The following is a 14,669-nucleotide window of genomic DNA, read 5'->3' on the forward strand; positions in this document are numbered from 1 at the left end:
AGACGGTATCAAAACATTACCATTATCCACTTGGCGAGCAAAGGCAGGTACCGGAAAGCTCGCCCAGTAGTATCGTAGTGACACATCCGGGACTGCTAGACAATTAACGCAACCGCTCAAATTCCCGGATAATAAGGTCTTGTTAACATCATTTAATAAAAGCGGGCCCTTGAAACCAAGGCGTTAGAGACGTTTAGCTGGCGTTAACCATACCTCAAGAAATCCGCCCTGAATGTGCCGGAATTTAACGCGATGGCCACTCGGTGCCCGCACTTTTGTGGAAAGTCGGCATGGACGACGGAGGATTGGCACATGGCAGCAGTCAGTATTGCGTTTGCGGCGCCCGACATTTGCAAGGGACCTCGGCCTTCGCAGGAGCGTCCGGTAGATCTGGTGCATCTGGCAAACCAGACAATGGGCGACAAGAGCCTGGAAATCGAAGTTCTGCAAATGTTTGCGCGTCAGGCGCGGGCCTGCCTGCAGGAAATATCGTCCGGTGACGCCAAGATCGTTGAAACCGCGGCCCATCGCCTCAAGGGCGCGGCCGGAGCTGTCGGGGCGTTTCGCGTCCATGCGGCTGCCGAGGCGCTTGAGGGCAATTGCGGCGACGCGGCCAGCATGGCGGCGGTCGGTATTGCCGTGATCGAAGCGGAGAATTTTATCCTCAAGCTTTGCCGCTGAGTTCTATAAATCTGACGGAATAGAGGCCCGCTGATCCATTTCGGAGCAGCGGGTCTTTTTGTGACCGCCGGCATGGCGCATTTTGACAAGCGCGTCGCTTCTCAATCTGTGATGAAGGACACCGAGCGGTCGATGTTGACTGCCTCGGCGATTTGTTGGAAGAAAAAATCCAAACCCTCCCATTGACGACCACCGGAAATCATCATGCCCAAACTGACCATTGTCGCCTTCGACGGCACGCGCTTCGATCTTGATGTCGATCAGGGATCGACCGTTATGGAAAATGCCGTGCGCAATTCGGTACCAGGTATCGAGGCCGAATGCGGCGGCGCATGTGCCTGCGCGACCTGTCACGTCTACGTCGACGACGAATGGACGGAACGCGTCGGTTCGCCTGAGGCGATGGAAGAGGACATGCTCGATTTCGCCTTTGACGTGCGTCCGACGTCGCGCCTCTCCTGTCAGATCAGAATGAAGGCGGCTCTGGACGGGCTCGTCGTTCACGTGCCCGAGCGGCAGGCCTGATTCCACCACAGTCCAAAAAAAGCCTCGCTTGCCGTTAGACGAGCGAGGCGAGGTAGGCGCATTACCTGCGGACGAGGGAGGATCATCCGCGGCTTCGCAACGCGCCAGGAGAACCCAGGAGCGAAAGTTCGGGCTTACGGACCTGAACTTTCGAATGTTTGAATATTACCGCGTTATGGTTGATTTAGCTAGACCGAGAAATAACCACTAAATCACTGGGGCGATTGCGGTTTCGCACAAGTTTTGTTACGCGGCTAACCTTTTGTGATCGCGTTAAGCTTGAGAATCAGCTACCTTGCGCCGCCGGATATTTTAATCCGATCGTTCAGAAGTCTCATCATTCGACTTTGAAAATTGACGGCTTCGATTCGGTCGAATCGGGCCTGCAACCTGTCGTGCTCATCGATGCCGCGGGTCGATACGTCGGTGACGAGCTCCTGCATACGCTCGCAGCTGCGCTGCGGTGGAAGCGCGAGGATCTGCTTTTCCATGACACGCGCCTGGTTTCGCGCGATCTCTGCATGGCGCTCCTCGTGCCGCTTGATGTCGCTCGCAAGTGCATCCCAGATGATCGACAACTGCTTGCTGGCACCCTTGCGGTCGGTCCAGCGGGGCAGGATTATCTGCGTATGGACGGCGACCTTGGCGCTGGAGACGCGGCAGCGCCCTCCGGCCTGAACATAGGTCGCATCGCCGCCGAAGCGGATCTTGGTCGCACCCGGGTGGCGGGCGGACGAGCCACTGGCCGTCGGCCCGTTGATGCTCAGTTGCTGGTCGAGTTGGTCCGCGGTTTTGCCCTTGATGGGAAAATAGGAATAGCTTCGCGTCGCGATTACGGTGGCGGCAGCGGGGCTGCACGCCGCTACGGCCATGGAAAAGCCGAGGAGGAGGGGCATATAACGCGGTACGGAATGCATTCTGCAGATACTCATGTTGAAGTTTGCCGGAGCTTGGGGCATAGCCACGGCCAGTGCAAGATCATGGGCGCCTTTTTCGATCGATAGGATGAATGCCGTTGGCACAGCTTGAGAGCAGTTTCTGGCGCGTCGGGCATGGCCGCGAGATCGAACTGGGCGCGCGCGCCGTCCTTATGGCGATCGTCAACGTGACACCGGATTCTTTCTCGGACGGCGGGCGATACGAGACGGTCGATGCGGCCGTGACGTATGCGCTCCAGGCGGTAAGCGATGGCGCTGAGATCATCGACATTGGCGGTGAATCGACGCGCCCCGGCGCAGACGTCGTCACTCCGCTGGAAGAGCAGGCCCGGGTGCTGCCGGTGATCGAGGCGTTGCGCGGCAAGACCGATGCCTTGATCTCGATCGACACCTATCGCGCTGAGACCGCCCGGCTTGCCGTCGCTGCAGGCGCGCATGTAATCAACGACGTATTCGGGTTGCAGAAGGAGCCGGAGGTGGGAAGGATCGCAGCCGATACCAGTGCGGGACTGTGCCTGATGCATACCGGCCGCGATCGGGAGAAGCTTCCGGATGTGATCGGAGACCAGTTCTACTTCCTGGAGCGCTCGCTCGCGCTCGCTTCGGCGGCCGGCGTGCCCAAGGATCGCATCGTACTGGATCCGGGCTTCGGCTTTGCCAAGGATATACAGGAGAATGTGGAACTGATGGCGCGTTTCGGAGAACTGCGCCGCTTGGGGTTGCCGCTGCTTGCCGGCACGTCGCGCAAGCGTTTCGTCGGCGCGATCACAGGTCGGGAAGCCGCCGATCGGGATGTGGGAACGGCTGCGACAAGCGTATTGTTGCGTTTGGCGGGGGCTAGCATTTTTCGTGTACACGATGTCGCAATCAACAAGGACGCTTTGGCCATCGCCGATGCTATGCTCGCGGCGCGCTATAGCTTTGAGCAGGGACAATTGGCATGAGCACCACCTACACCATCACGCTTCAGAACTGTGCCTTCTTTGCCCGCCATGGCGTTCACGACGAAGAGGAGTTCCTCGGCCAGCGCTTCTTTGTGGATGCCGAGCTCGACGTCGTCGCCGGCGACGCCCTGGAGAGCGATTCCATCAATGACACGGTCAATTATGGCATTGCCTTCACCGTGATCGAGGAGATCGTGACGGGCAAGCGTCGCTATCTGATCGAGGCGCTTGCGCTTGATATCGCCAAAGGGCTGTGTTCGAAGTTTCCGCAAATCAAGCGTGCAAAGATTACGGTGCGCAAGCCGAACGCGCCGGTGCCGGGCGTTCTGGATTTCGTTCAGGTGAGCGTCGAACACTTTGCCTGAGTCCATTTTCAAGACGGCAACACTCGGCCTTGGCGGCAATCTCGGCGAGCCTGTGCACGCGATGGCCGTGGCATTGAGGGCGCTTGACCAGCGCTCCGATTGTCGTGTGGTAGCCGTGTCGCGGCTCTATCGGACGCCGCCATGGGGAAAGACCGACCAGTCCTATTTCTTCAACGCTTGTGCTGAAATCCAGACAACGCTTGGCCCCGAGGCGCTTCTCGACGTCTGCCTCGATATCGAACGGGCGATGAAGCGCGAGCGTATCGAGCGGTGGGGGCCGCGAACGCTCGATATTGATGTCCTGACCTACGCTGATGTGGTGCAATCGGCACCGCGACTTGAGCTACCGCACCCGCGCATGAAGGACCGTGGCTTCGTGCTGATGCCGCTTGCCGATTTTGCGCCTGACATGCTTGTCGAAGGAACAACCGTTCTCGAGTGGCTGGCGAAGGCCGATGTGCAGGGGATCGAAGTGGCCGATCAAAGCAGCGCTTGGTGGCATATCGCCTGAAATGCAAAAGCGGCGGAAAATCCGCAGGAAAATCCGCCGCTTTTGGAATGTCTGGGGTTGGAACGCTATTCGACAGAGCCGACCGTGATTTCGTCGACCTGGCGCGTCAGCGTCAGGCCGATGACGGGGATCATCTGGCTTTCGACCTTGACCGAAACGGTGACGTTCATGGTCTTGTCGTCACGGACACGGGCGATCATGGCGCCGTTGAGCTTGGAACGATTGAGGCCGACGACGACGGTATCCTGTGTGACAGCACCTGACACGACGTCGAGCCCCTTGCCTTCGGCGCCGTCAAGAAACTTCCCTTTGTAGGAACTCCCCGACTGGGTGATGAGCGCGGTCATCGGCTGCTTGAAGACGCCGACCCTGCAGCTTCCGTCGAGCTTGATGCCAGCACCTCCGGCGCTCACTGGTTCGCCCACCAGATTGCAGGTGAATTTCGTGCCTTTGTACTTTCCGGCAACGATCTCGCCGGGACCGCGCCAAGTGCCGGCGACAGACTCGAAAAAGGCTTTGTCACGTGTCGCCGCAGTCGCCGACGAAGCCATGTCGGCGGCCGGTGACAACGCCACCGCAGCCAGGCCGAAAAGAAGAAGAAACTTGCGCGAATACATGGATTTTCCCTAGCGACACCATCGCTTAACTAGGTTCAAGTTTTGCCGAAGAATGGTTAATGCTTGGTTTCTTTTAGGCCGAAAAGCAATGAGCAGCAAGTAATTCCGCGGCTCGCAGAGGACGGCGCGGAATGTTAGTGCGTTGAATTCTTGACGAGTATTTTGGTGCAGCGCTTCTGCCACGGCAGGCGCGACGAAAGTTTCAATTCTCAGGAATTCTTGTCGCGCGCTGTCATGGACGGTGTCAGGTCCCCGATGAAATCGCCGATTCCCGGACGTTTCAGCGCGTGAAAAGAAAGGGGACGGCAAAGATCCATCGCCGCGATCCCGATGCGGGCCGTCATCAGGCCGTTGATGACGCCTTCGCCGAGGCGCGCCGACAGCTTCGACGCCAATCCATGGCCAAGTACCTGCTGCACGAGGCTATCGCCGACCGCGATCGAGCCGGTCACGGCGAGGTGCGCTAGAACATCACGCATCAGCCGGATCATGCCCAGCGTTCCCGGCCGGCCGCCATAAAGATCCGCCATGGCTCGGACAAGCCGGGCCGCCTCGTAGAGCACGTACAGGAGATCGACGATCGCGCGCGGGCTGACGGCGGTGACGATGGAGACGCGTTTCGAAGCGTTGACGATCAGGGCCCGCGCCTGCCGGTCGAGCGGTATCAGAAGCTCGCGTTCCGCGAGGGCGATGAGATGCGGTGCGTCGATGATGTCGCCTTCGGCCGCCTTCAACGTGGCCCGGCCCTTCGCCGTCTCCGGCTTTCCGGAGAGCAACGATTCCAGCCGCTTGACCAGCGCACGTGCCTTCGCCGGCTTCGTCTCCACCATGGCGGCCTCAGCTTCCGCCTTGATTTCCTGCACGGCCGCCAACCGCATCATGCCCGCCGTTTCACGAACGACGATGGCAATCACCGCCAGAATGCCGATTGCGAGCGCTCCAAGGGCCGCATAGCCGAGCCAATCCGCGCGGCTGAAAAGATTGCGGATGAGGCTGTCGGTCCAAAGCCCGAAGGCGAGGGAGAAGAGAACGCCGAAAGCGGCGGCAGCGATTTTCGCGAATGAGGTGCCACGCTTGCGCGGCAGCGCGACAGCAATTGGAGGGACATCCTTTTCGGGGTTGAGGAATGGATCGTCCTCGTCGGCGGTCAGCACGACATCGTCCGTGAAGCTACCGGGCTTTCGCGGGCTGTGTTTGGTCGTGACAGGCGTGGAGGGCGTGTCCTCCTCGTAGGAGAAGGCGGCCGGCGCGCGCTGTGCGGGGTGTTCGGAGGGCGGCTTGATCATGCGAGGCGATCTCCGAACAGAAACTGCATGGCACGGTCGAGGCGAATATGCGGGACCGAAAGCTTTATGCCGCCACCGGTCTCTTCGAGGTGCGGCGGCCGAAAACGCACAACGCTGACATCGGGCAGCACGATATTTTCTCCGGATTCGATACGCTCGAACAGGTTCTCCGGGTCTGCCGGCAGGTCGCCCGGAAAGATTGCCGTCTTCTTGTGGCCGTCAAAGCTCTCTCCACCGATAGTCTCGCCTGCCATCGGTGTTCCGACGATGACCGGGAGGTCATGGCCGTCGCGTTTCACCGTCGCTTCGCGCGTGGCGCGGACCGAAGCCAGTGCCATGACGTCGATTCCCGCGCCTGTGACACCAATGCGTTGGACGGCACGGTCGACCAGGCGGCGGGTGAGGGCGTCGAGCCGGTCATGGCTTTCATGGTGCAGGTGGTCAGCTTTGGTTGCGGCGACAAGGACGCGATCGATACGGCGGCCAAGCAGCGACGTCAGCCATGAGTTCGTGCCCGAGCGGAAGCAGGCCAGAACGTCCGTCAGGGCGCGTTCGAGGTCCTGCACGGCCTCCGGACCACGGTTGATGGCTTGCAGCGCATCGACGAGGACAATCTGCCTGTCGAGACGGGCGAAGTGTTCGCGAAAGAAGGGCTTCACGACGACGGATTTGTAGGCCTCATAGCGTCGTTCCATCATCGCCCAAAGCGATCCCTTTTGCGGCTTGGCTTCCGGCGTGAGTGCAAGCGGCGCGAAGGTCAGGGCAGGAGAGCCGTCGAGATCGCCGGGTAGCAGGAAGCGGCCAGGCGGCAGCGTGGAAAGCGAGCGTTCATCGGCTTTGCAGGCTTTCAGATAATCGGCAAAAGCGGTGGCGAGGTCGCGAGCCCGCATTTCGTCTGCCGGGGCGTTGCTATCTGTGGCGCGTGTAAGGGCAAGCCAGGCGCGTGAGAGTTCCGCACGAATGCCCGTTCCGGCCAAGGCGATCGTCTCTTCGCAAAACGTCCGATAGTCCTTTCCAAGCAACGGAAGGTCAAGAAGCCACTCGCCTGGATAATCGACAATGTCGATCGACAGGCGGCCGGGCGAGAAGAGCCGGTTCCAGCCGCTGGCGCTCTGGTATTCGAGCGTAATGCGCAGTTCAGAGATTGCTCGCGTCGAATCGGGCCAAACGCGGTCCTTCACGAGTGAGCGGATGTGATCTTCGTACTGGAAGCGCGGCACGGCATCATCCGGCTGCTGCTCAAGACGCACCGCCGAGACACGACCTGACTGCACTGGCTCGAAGAGAGGCAGCCGCCCGCCGTGCAGCAGATTGTGAAGCAGCGAGGAAATGAAGACCGTCTTGCCGGAACGCGACAAGCCAGTGACGCCAAGGCGCACCGTGGGATTGATGAGGCCCGATGCCCGGTCCGCGAAATTGTCCAGGGCGATGCGCGCGTCATCGGAGAGGGAGGTCAGGCTGGGCGGCAAGGCGGAGTTCCGGTTTCTAATCGTGACAAGCCATATAGGAAGGGCAGATCGACGCGAAAAGACGTTCCGCGAAAAGACCTTAGTCGATCACGAAATCAACGAGCTGCCAGCCTGTCAACTCGCTGTCATAGTCCAAAACCGCAAGTCCGGCAGTCGGAAAGCCTGTCGGCAGTGCCTGATGGAGCGCCTCGTGACCGATCAGCGCTTCAAGCGTCTGCTCCATGGTCGGATTGTGGCCGACAAGCATGACAGAGCCGAGCGCCTCCTGGGCGTCGATGATCTCGAGGTAGATATCAGGCGATGCATTGTAGAGTTCATCGACGAATCGAAGCTCGAGCGTGGAGCCCATGGCCCGATGCACCGCGTCGGCAGTATCGCGGCAACGCGCTGCCGTCGAGCTCAGAAGCAGATCCGGCCGGTACCCCTTGTCCGCCGCTTTGTCGGCGATGAGCTCGGCGTCTGCATAGCCTTTCGCGTTCAGGGGACGGTCGAAATCACGCTGCCCGGGTGTTGCCCAAGCGGCTTCGGCATGCCGCAGCAGATAGATCCGGGAGGGTGGAGGCGTGATTGCAGCCATAGGAAAATCCACGTCGAAGGGACTTTTTCAGTAGCGGGTCGGCGGCACGCACGTCAACCGCAGCGCCAGGTGTTGCGGCCAAATCCGGGTAGGAAAGTGCGGAGTTACCGGGAGGCGAATAGGCGTTCGGGGGAATAGTGATGAGAAAATAGTCTGTTAGCTCAAAAATATGACAGATTTAAAAAACTGTTTACCTAGCGTATTTGGCTTGAATCACCAGTAGTGCTCGCGATATACACCCGCCACATGAGATCTGCTTCAGGAGAATCGCGTTGAGTGAGAAGATCGATCTTAGCAACTACGTACCCTCGGAAGAGGAAGAGTTCATGAACGGCAATCAGCGGGCTTACTTCAGAGCCAAGCTGGTCGCCTGGAAGAATGACATCCTCAGAGAGGCGCGCGAAACCCTCGACCACTTGGCCGAGGAAAGCGCAAACCACCCGGATCTTGCTGACAGGGCATCGTCCGAAACCGACCGGGCCATCGAACTGCGCGCCCGCGATCGCCAGAGAAAGCTGATTTCCAAGATCGACGCAGCACTGCAACGTATCGAAGACGGCACCTACGGCTATTGCGAGGAGACCGGAGAGCCGATCGGGCTCAAGCGGCTTGATGCTCGACCGATTGCGACGCTGTCTATCGAGGCTCAAGAGCGGCACGAGCGGCGGGAAAAAGTCTACCGGGACGAATAAGTCCCTACATACCGACAACAAAAAGGGCACCGCGACGCAAACCGTGGTGCCCTTTTTGTTTTGTTCGGTTGATCCGCTACTTGTCGCGGTTAACGCTCATCTCGCCGAAAATGCGTGCGACTTCGTTTTGAAGAGCGGCATCCGCGCCGGTGAGCGGCGCCATTTCAGGATCGCGGCGAGGCTGGTTGCCTGACGCCGGACCGGGTTTTGCGGCGGGCGCCTGTGGCGTCGGCACAATACGCTCGGCGGCAAGCGTGCTCGTCATTTCCTCTTCGAGAATGCGCTGGAAGTCGCTCGGCTGCGCGGCAGGCGCCAGCGTGCCGACCTCGACGAACGCCGATGACGGCTGTGCGGGCGCGGGAGTGCTCCGGACGGAAGGCTGCGTCACCTGCGGCTCGATACGCTGCTGCGGCAACACGCGTTGACGGGCGGAATCGAGGATGTCTGCCGCGGCCGAGGCTTCGATCGGGGCTGGTGCCGGTCGCGGTTCAGGACGCGGGTCGAAAGACGGCGCTGGGCGTGGGGCACGCTCACGTTCGGTGATGACGGGCGCAGGCGAGGCGGGAGTCGCAACCATGACCGGTTCTGGCCTGGCTTCGATCGGCGCACGTTCGGGCACGTAGGGTTCGGATGGCGTATGACCGCGGACCGGGGGCACATACTGGGATTCGGTCGGTACGATGTGAACGGGCGCCGGCGGCTCTGGCGCTGCCTCGAGCTGTGGTGGCGCGATAGGGGCGGGAGCCGGCGCCACCAGGGCTGGGGCTGGTTGAGCAGTTGCCTCGACCGGTGCGGACTTGTCGGTGGCCTCACCAATCCTGCTCTCGATGACGATATCGGTCGGCCCGCCGATCATGATCAGATGCTCGACGTCATCCCGACGGACGAGGACGAGGCGGCGGCGCGCATCGACGGCGGCTGCATCGAGGACCTGCAGCCGTGGTTGGCGGTTGCGGCCCCCCCGAAGGAAGGGCGAAGGTGCGCGGTTACGCATGAACCAGAGCACGACGATCAGCAGTAATAGAGCTATGCCAACGCCGCCGGCGGCGAGAAGGAAGCGGCTCCCATAGGCTCCCATGAGATCATCGAACATCTTGGCTTACTCCCTTCGCGGTTTTGAACCACATGGCGACTTTTACCACTTCGTAGACAAGTCGTGATGGCCTTGTCCAGTCATGCCAACCCGAAGTGGAATTCGAACATGCTTTCTTAACAACGCATTTTAATGGCGAAATTGGCGCTCTTCGTTGTGAATTCAATCAGTCTTCACAGAGAGCAGTGTTTTTGCGGAGACCGCAAATTGGTAAGAAGGAAAAGGCGCCTGATTCCTGCTTTGTCTCCTTGTTACGAGTGAAGCCCGGCAGGCCATGCGAGGGAATAGATGACGAGACCGCGTCAGGCCGACGATTATAGCGAACCGCTCTTGGACCGCGGGGGCCGCACGGGAACGGCTTTGCGGATCATCCTGCTCGCCCTTGTGCTCATCGGCGCAGCCGCGGCGTTCGTCGTTTTCAAGAGTTCTCTCGACAACGAAATGGTGCTCGGCGTTCTCGGCGTGCTTGCCATGGTCGGGATCTTCTTCCTCGTGTCGTCGGTGATCGGCTTTATCGAAGTCATGCCGCAGCGGCAGTCCGACAGCCTGGCGCGGGCATTTTTGAACAGTCACCCCGACGGCTCTCTCATCACCGACGACAAAGGCCGTATCGTTTATGCGAACGCGGCCTATGGCGAGTTGACAGGCGCTCGCAAGTCGACGGAAGTTCAGACGCTCGAAGCGCTGCTGTCGCGTCATCGGGAATCGAACGAGGCGCTCTATCGCCTTTCCAACGGGCTTCGCGAAGGCCGGGAGGGGAGCGAAGAATTCCGCCTGCTGCGGTCCCTGGGCCCCTCGACAAACGGTTCCGGAGCGCATTGGTACCGCCTGAAAGCACGGACCCTGCAGAGCGAGGAGATCGGACGCAAGCCGCTCCACATTTGGCAGATCAGCGACATTACCTCCGAGCGCGACGATCAGGAGCGGTTCTTCAAGGAACTGCAGAATGCGATCGACTATCTCGACCACGCACCAGCCGGGTTCTTTTCGGCCGGCCGCAAGGGAGAGATCTTCTACCTCAACGCAACGCTGGCGGAATGGCTTGGCATCGATCTTACCAAGTTCGTTCCGGGTTCGGTCACGATCGGCGATTTTGTCGCGGGCGAGGGGCTTGCGCTTATTCAGTCGGTGCAGGCCGATCCGGGCCTGAAAAAGACGGTGACGCTCGATCTCGACTTGAAGAAGATGAACGGCCAGAGCCTGCCGGCGCAGATCGTCCACAGCGTGACGTCGATGCGCGATGGCGCTCCTGGAGAGAGCCGGTCGATCGTACTGACGCGGCAGAAGAGCGGCGAGAACGATCAGTCCGCCTCGGCCGCCGCGATGCGATTCACCCGCTTTTTCAACAACACGCCGATGGCGATTGCCTCGGTGGATGGGGCAGGCAGGATCCTGCGAACCAATGCCCCATTCCTGAAGCTGTTTTCGGGTATCGTTTCCCGAGATGATGTCGAGAACGGCGCGCTGCTCGAAGTCATTGTGCAGGACAGCGACAAATCCAAACTGCAGCAGGCGCTCGCGGCGGCGAAGGACCGCCAGGGCGATATCCCGCCGATCGACTCGCGCACGCCAACCGATGAAGCACGCCATTTCCGCTTCTACGTCAACGCGGTGATCGACCAGAGCGACGAGACGCCGGAAGAGGCGGCGATCGTCTATGCCGTCGAGGTGACTGAGCAGAAGGCGCTCGAAGCGCAGATGGCGCAGACGCAGAAGATGAATGCGGTCGGCACACTCGCGGGCGGGATCGCGCACGACTTCAACAATGTCCTGACCGCGATCCTGCTGTCCTCCGATCATCTGCTGCTGCAGGCCCGGCCGGCGGACCCTGGCTTTGCGGATCTGATGGAAATCAAGCGCAACGCCAATCGCGCGGCCGTGCTCGTGCGGCAGCTGCTGGCGTTCTCGCGCAAGCAGACGATGCGGCCGACGGTGCTCAATCTCACCGATGTGGTTGGCGACCTCAGGATGCTGGTCGATCGCCTGCTGTCCGGTACCAACGTAAAGCTCGACGTCGAGTATGGCCGTGATCTCTGGCCTGTGAAGACCGACCTGTCGCAGTTCGAGCAGGTGCTGATAAACCTCTGCGTCAACGCGCGAGATGCGATGCCGCAGGGCGGGAAGCTGACGCTTCGCACGAAGAACGTGACGGCGGCAGAGGTGGCGGCTTTCAACTATTCCTACATGCCGCATGAGGACATGGTCCTCATCGAGGTCTCGGACAACGGGACCGGCATTGCGCCTGAGATCATGGACAAGATTTTCGAACCCTTCTTCACGACGAAGGAAGTGGGCAAGGGAACGGGCCTTGGCCTCGCGATGGTTTACGGCATCGTCAAGCAATCGGGCGGCTACATTCAGCCGGAGTCGGAAGTTGGCAAAGGCACGACGTTCCGCGTCTTCCTGCCGCGCCACATTGTCGAGCCAGCGGTTGCCGCGGAAGGCGATGCCGTCACGCCTACTATCGGCACACCTGCGGAACAGGCGCCCGCCGCGGTGGAGCAGCCCGAGGATCTGACAGGCTCGGCTGTGATCCTGCTGGTCGAGGATGAGGAAGCGGTGCGTCGCGGCGGCAAGCGCATGCTTGAGACGCGCGGCTATACGGTTTACGAGGCCGGGTCCGGCATCGAGGCGCTCGATATCATGGACGAGCTCGAGGGTAAGGTCGACATCGTCGTTTCGGATGTCGTGATGCCGGAGATGGATGGTCCATCGCTGCTGCGCGAACTGCGAAAGAACTATCCGAACCTGAAATTCATCTTCGTTTCAGGCTATGCCGAAGACGCGTTTGCCCGCAACCTGCCGCCGGATTCCAAGTTCGGCTTCCTGCCGAAGCCGTTCTCCCTCAAGCAGCTTGCCGTCGTCGTCAAGGAGACGCTGGACAGTTAAGGGGCGCCGCAGCGTGCCGCAGCGCCCCTTTTTCAAACTCAGCCAGCCAGCGCGACGGCAATTTCTGCCGCGAGTCGAGCATTGTTTTCCACCAACGCAATGTTGGTCTTTAGGCTCTGGCCGTCGGTCAGGTCGAAGATCGTGCTGAGCAGGTAAGGGGTTACTTCCTTGCCGCTGATTTCGTCGCGCTCGGCGCTGTCGAGGGCGCGCTCGATATAGATTTCCATTTCCTCGCGGGGGATCTCGTCTGCCTCCGGCACCGGATTGGCAATGAGCATGCCGCCGTCAATGCCGAGCTGCTCGCGTACAGTCTGGAAGTTGGCGATGGCAGCCGGGCTGTTCAGCGTCAGCGGACTGCGCAATCCGGACGAGCGTGACCAGAAGGCCGGGAATTCCTCGCTCTCGTAGGTGACGACAGGCACGCCCGCGGTCTCCAGGACTTCAAGGGTCTTCGGTATATCGAGGATCGCCTTGGCGCCGGCGCAAACGACGATGACGCTGGTGCGGCCGAGTTCCTCGAGGTCAGCGGAGATATCGAAGCTTTCTTCCGCGCCGCGGTGGACGCCACCGATGCCACCCGTTGCAAAGACCTTGATGCCGGCACACTCGGCGGCGATCATCGTTGCTGCGACGGTCGTTGCGCCGTGACGGCGCTCGGCGATCGCAAAGGCGAGATCGGCGCGCGAAACCTTGAGGACGTCCTTGGCCTGCGCCAGTTGCTCCAACTGGTCGGATTCGAGGCCGATATGCAGCGTACCGTGAATGACCGCGATGGTGGCTGGGACCGCGCCCTGCTCACGAATGAGCGCCTCGACGCTGCGGGCCATCTCGATGTTGCCAGGGTAGGGCATGCCATGGGTGATGATGGTCGATTCAAGCGCCACGATCGGCGCGCCGCGCTGCTTGGCGCTTGCGACTTCCTTGGAGTAGGCGATCGGCAGGAGGGGGGAGATCGGTTTCGTCATTGTCGCTTCCATTTCATCGGTATTGCCTTCAATGCAGAATTCTCGCCGGCGGAACAAGGGAAAGTGTCTCCCTCACGAGATCTGGGGAGAGGTTTTCATTGACGGCATGCGGCGATTGTACGGTAAGTGCCGCGGCCGCGGCGCCCTCCCTGATGGCATCGGCTAAGGAAATTCCACGCATCAATCCGGAGATAACGCCGGCTGCAAGCGAGTCACCCGCACCGGTGACATCCGCGACATCTTCGAGGTTTGCCGGCTGCTGGGCAACAACATGGCGATCCGCGAAGGCGATCAGCTCGCGTTGGCCGCGGGTGACGACGCCACCGCGTAAACCGATGTCACCCAGCAGTGACGGCCAGTGCGCGGGATCGTTTGGGCGCTCGCCGGTCAATGCGGCAGCCTCGGCCTCGTTGAGGAAAAGATAGTCGATCCCTTCGATGCATGGTTTGAGCTTGAGGGCCTTCGCGGGCGAGATGGCGATCGCGCCCACCGGCTTGCCGAGAGCTTTTGCGCGCTCGACGATCGATGCCAGCGTCTCTGCCGGCAGGTTGGCATCAATGAGAATGAAATCGGTGGCGGCAAAGGCGTCACGTACGGCACGGATCGAAAGGCGCCGCGGCACGAACATCCGATAGAGATCCATGTCGGCAAGCGCAATCACGAGGTTTCCGTCGTTCTCGATGATTGCGGTGTAACTCGGCGTCTTCCGATCCAGGAAAATGAAGGGGCGATCATGAACCCCAGCGAAGTCGGCCGCCTCGCCGACCATCTCGCCGATCGGATCGCCGCCACGCGGTGAAATCATCGTCACATCGAAGCCCAACCTGGCAAGGTTGCGCGCCGCATTGAAGCCGCCGCCGCCCGGCTCCTCAAACCATGAGCCTGGATTGCTGGCGCCTGGCACGGTGTCGCCTGAGATGCGTCCGCGCCTGTCGATGTGGGCTCCGCCGAGGACAAGAATCTTCCGCTTCATTTCATCGTCCCGCATGGTCGAAAGATACGAATCGTCCTGCCGCCGCTGGTCGGCTGGCGACCAGAGCGCTATATCTAAGCCGTTGCTTTCCATCACGAAAACAAATGTAGAACACTGGCAAATTTACCTTTTTGTTTCAATTAT

The 14,669-nt window shown here is 60.5% G+C and carries 15 protein-coding genes; 7 read left to right on the forward strand and 8 right to left on the reverse strand.

Annotation, left to right across the window (positions count from 1 at the left end; genetic code table 11):
- Positions 1-312 precede the first annotated feature (312 nt).
- Both AC1DPR_RS00900 and AC1DPR_RS00905 read left to right on the forward strand, forming a co-directional pair.
- On the forward strand, positions 313-681 hold the full coding sequence (locus tag AC1DPR_RS00900; protein WP_018854840.1) for an Hpt domain-containing protein: 369 nt from the start codon (positions 313-315) through the stop codon (positions 679-681).
- Between the two features lie 204 nt (positions 682-885).
- Positions 886-1,206, forward strand: coding sequence for a 2Fe-2S iron-sulfur cluster-binding protein (locus AC1DPR_RS00905; protein ID WP_018854842.1), 321 nt, complete (start codon positions 886-888; stop codon positions 1,204-1,206).
- A 290-nt stretch (positions 1,207-1,496) separates the two neighbouring features.
- On the opposite strand, the gene AC1DPR_RS00910 is transcribed toward AC1DPR_RS00905, so the two are convergent.
- Positions 1,497-2,123, reverse strand: coding sequence for a DUF922 domain-containing Zn-dependent protease (locus tag AC1DPR_RS00910; protein WP_477815711.1), 627 nt, complete (start codon positions 2,121-2,123; stop codon positions 1,497-1,499).
- Positions 2,124-2,215: 92 nt separating this feature from the next.
- Here AC1DPR_RS00910 and folP point away from each other — a divergent pair, with 92 nt between their 5' ends.
- Genes folP through folK form a run of 3 tightly spaced genes read left to right on the forward strand, consistent with a single transcriptional unit; the run spans position 2,216 to position 3,964 of the window.
- The gene (gene folP / locus AC1DPR_RS00915) at positions 2,216-3,088 is read left to right on the forward strand and encodes a dihydropteroate synthase (protein WP_018854844.1); all 873 of its coding nucleotides are present in this window, start codon (positions 2,216-2,218) and stop codon (positions 3,086-3,088) included.
- Positions 3,085-3,453, forward strand: coding sequence for a dihydroneopterin aldolase (folB, locus tag AC1DPR_RS00920; RefSeq protein ID WP_007792223.1), 369 nt, complete (start codon positions 3,085-3,087; stop codon positions 3,451-3,453). The genes folP and folB overlap by 4 nt, the downstream gene beginning before the upstream one ends.
- A complete protein-coding gene (gene folK, locus AC1DPR_RS00925) occupies positions 3,446-3,964 on the forward strand; it encodes a 2-amino-4-hydroxy-6-hydroxymethyldihydropteridine diphosphokinase (RefSeq protein WP_018854845.1) in 519 nt (172 codons plus the stop codon). The genes folB and folK overlap by 8 nt, the downstream gene beginning before the upstream one ends.
- A 65-nt stretch (positions 3,965-4,029) precedes the next feature.
- Here the strand turns inward: folK and AC1DPR_RS00930 are convergent, their stop codons facing one another.
- The 4 genes from AC1DPR_RS00930 to AC1DPR_RS00945 form a co-directional block, all read right to left on the reverse strand.
- A complete protein-coding gene (locus AC1DPR_RS00930; RefSeq protein WP_018854846.1) occupies positions 4,030-4,581 on the reverse strand; it encodes a hypothetical protein in 552 nt (183 codons plus the stop codon).
- A 209-nt stretch (positions 4,582-4,790) separates the two neighbouring features.
- The gene (locus tag AC1DPR_RS00935; RefSeq protein WP_018854847.1) at positions 4,791-5,867 is read right to left on the reverse strand and encodes a YcjF family protein; all 1,077 of its coding nucleotides are present in this window, start codon (positions 5,865-5,867) and stop codon (positions 4,791-4,793) included.
- Positions 5,864-7,336 (reverse strand): YcjX family GTP-binding protein, encoded by a 1,473-nt coding sequence (locus AC1DPR_RS00940; protein WP_018854848.1) that lies wholly within the window; start codon positions 7,334-7,336, stop codon positions 5,864-5,866. Before AC1DPR_RS00940 ends, AC1DPR_RS00935 begins: the two co-directional genes overlap by 4 nt.
- Before the next feature lie 79 nt (positions 7,337-7,415).
- On the reverse strand, positions 7,416-7,913 hold the full coding sequence (locus AC1DPR_RS00945; protein ID WP_018854849.1) for a SixA phosphatase family protein: 498 nt from the start codon (positions 7,911-7,913) through the stop codon (positions 7,416-7,418).
- Positions 7,914-8,185: 272 nt separating this feature from the next.
- Here AC1DPR_RS00945 and dksA point away from each other — a divergent pair, with 272 nt between their 5' ends.
- Positions 8,186-8,605 (forward strand): RNA polymerase-binding protein DksA, encoded by a 420-nt coding sequence (dksA, locus tag AC1DPR_RS00950; protein ID WP_007532954.1) that lies wholly within the window; start codon positions 8,186-8,188, stop codon positions 8,603-8,605.
- 76 nt (positions 8,606-8,681) lie between these two features.
- On the opposite strand, the gene AC1DPR_RS00955 is transcribed toward dksA, so the two are convergent.
- Positions 8,682-9,698 carry a flagellar biosynthetic protein FliO gene (locus AC1DPR_RS00955; RefSeq protein WP_477815617.1) on the reverse strand — a complete coding sequence of 339 codons (1,017 nt, stop codon included), beginning with the start codon at positions 9,696-9,698 and terminating at the stop codon, positions 8,682-8,684.
- A gap of 288 nt (positions 9,699-9,986) precedes the next feature.
- Here AC1DPR_RS00955 and cckA point away from each other — a divergent pair, with 288 nt between their 5' ends.
- Entirely contained in the window at positions 9,987-12,587 is a 2,601-nt protein-coding gene (cckA, locus tag AC1DPR_RS00960) for a cell cycle histidine kinase CckA (protein ID WP_018854851.1), read from the forward strand.
- A gap of 38 nt (positions 12,588-12,625) precedes the next feature.
- On the opposite strand, the gene AC1DPR_RS00965 is transcribed toward cckA, so the two are convergent.
- Both AC1DPR_RS00965 and AC1DPR_RS00970 read right to left on the reverse strand, forming a co-directional pair.
- Entirely contained in the window at positions 12,626-13,552 is a 927-nt protein-coding gene (locus AC1DPR_RS00965) for a pseudouridine-5'-phosphate glycosidase (protein ID WP_026371472.1), read from the reverse strand.
- A 28-nt stretch (positions 13,553-13,580) separates the two neighbouring features.
- A complete protein-coding gene (locus AC1DPR_RS00970; RefSeq protein WP_026371473.1) occupies positions 13,581-14,525 on the reverse strand; it encodes a carbohydrate kinase family protein in 945 nt (314 codons plus the stop codon).
- Positions 14,526-14,669 lie beyond the last annotated feature (144 nt).

The sequence above is a fragment of the Rhizobium sp. 01T417 genome, assembly GCF_056398905.1.

Excerpts from the sequence above, each read along its gene's own strand:
- AC1DPR_RS00900 (WP_018854840.1), top strand. The coding sequence starts at position 313 with ATGGCAGCAGTCAGTATTGCGTTTGCGGCGCCCGACATTTGCAAGGGA.
- AC1DPR_RS00905 (WP_018854842.1), top strand. The coding sequence starts at position 886 with ATGCCCAAACTGACCATTGTCGCCTTCGACGGCACGCGCTTCGATCTT.
- AC1DPR_RS00910 (WP_477815711.1), bottom strand. The coding sequence starts at position 2,123 with ATGCATTCCGTACCGCGTTATATGCCCCTCCTCCTCGGCTTTTCCATG.
- folP (WP_018854844.1), top strand. The coding sequence starts at position 2,216 with ATGCCGTTGGCACAGCTTGAGAGCAGTTTCTGGCGCGTCGGGCATGGC.
- folB (WP_007792223.1), top strand. The coding sequence starts at position 3,085 with ATGAGCACCACCTACACCATCACGCTTCAGAACTGTGCCTTCTTTGCC.
- AC1DPR_RS00930 (WP_018854846.1), bottom strand. The coding sequence starts at position 4,581 with ATGTATTCGCGCAAGTTTCTTCTTCTTTTCGGCCTGGCTGCGGTGGCG.
- AC1DPR_RS00935 (WP_018854847.1), bottom strand. The coding sequence starts at position 5,867 with ATGATCAAGCCGCCCTCCGAACACCCCGCACAGCGCGCGCCGGCCGCC.
- AC1DPR_RS00945 (WP_018854849.1), bottom strand. The coding sequence starts at position 7,913 with ATGGCTGCAATCACGCCTCCACCCTCCCGGATCTATCTGCTGCGGCAT.
- AC1DPR_RS00955 (WP_477815617.1), bottom strand. The coding sequence starts at position 9,698 with ATGTTCGATGATCTCATGGGAGCCTATGGGAGCCGCTTCCTTCTCGCC.
- cckA (WP_018854851.1), top strand. The coding sequence starts at position 9,987 with ATGACGAGACCGCGTCAGGCCGACGATTATAGCGAACCGCTCTTGGAC.
- AC1DPR_RS00965 (WP_026371472.1), bottom strand. The coding sequence starts at position 13,552 with ATGACGAAACCGATCTCCCCCCTCCTGCCGATCGCCTACTCCAAGGAA.
- AC1DPR_RS00970 (WP_026371473.1), bottom strand. The coding sequence starts at position 14,525 with ATGAAGCGGAAGATTCTTGTCCTCGGCGGAGCCCACATCGACAGGCGC.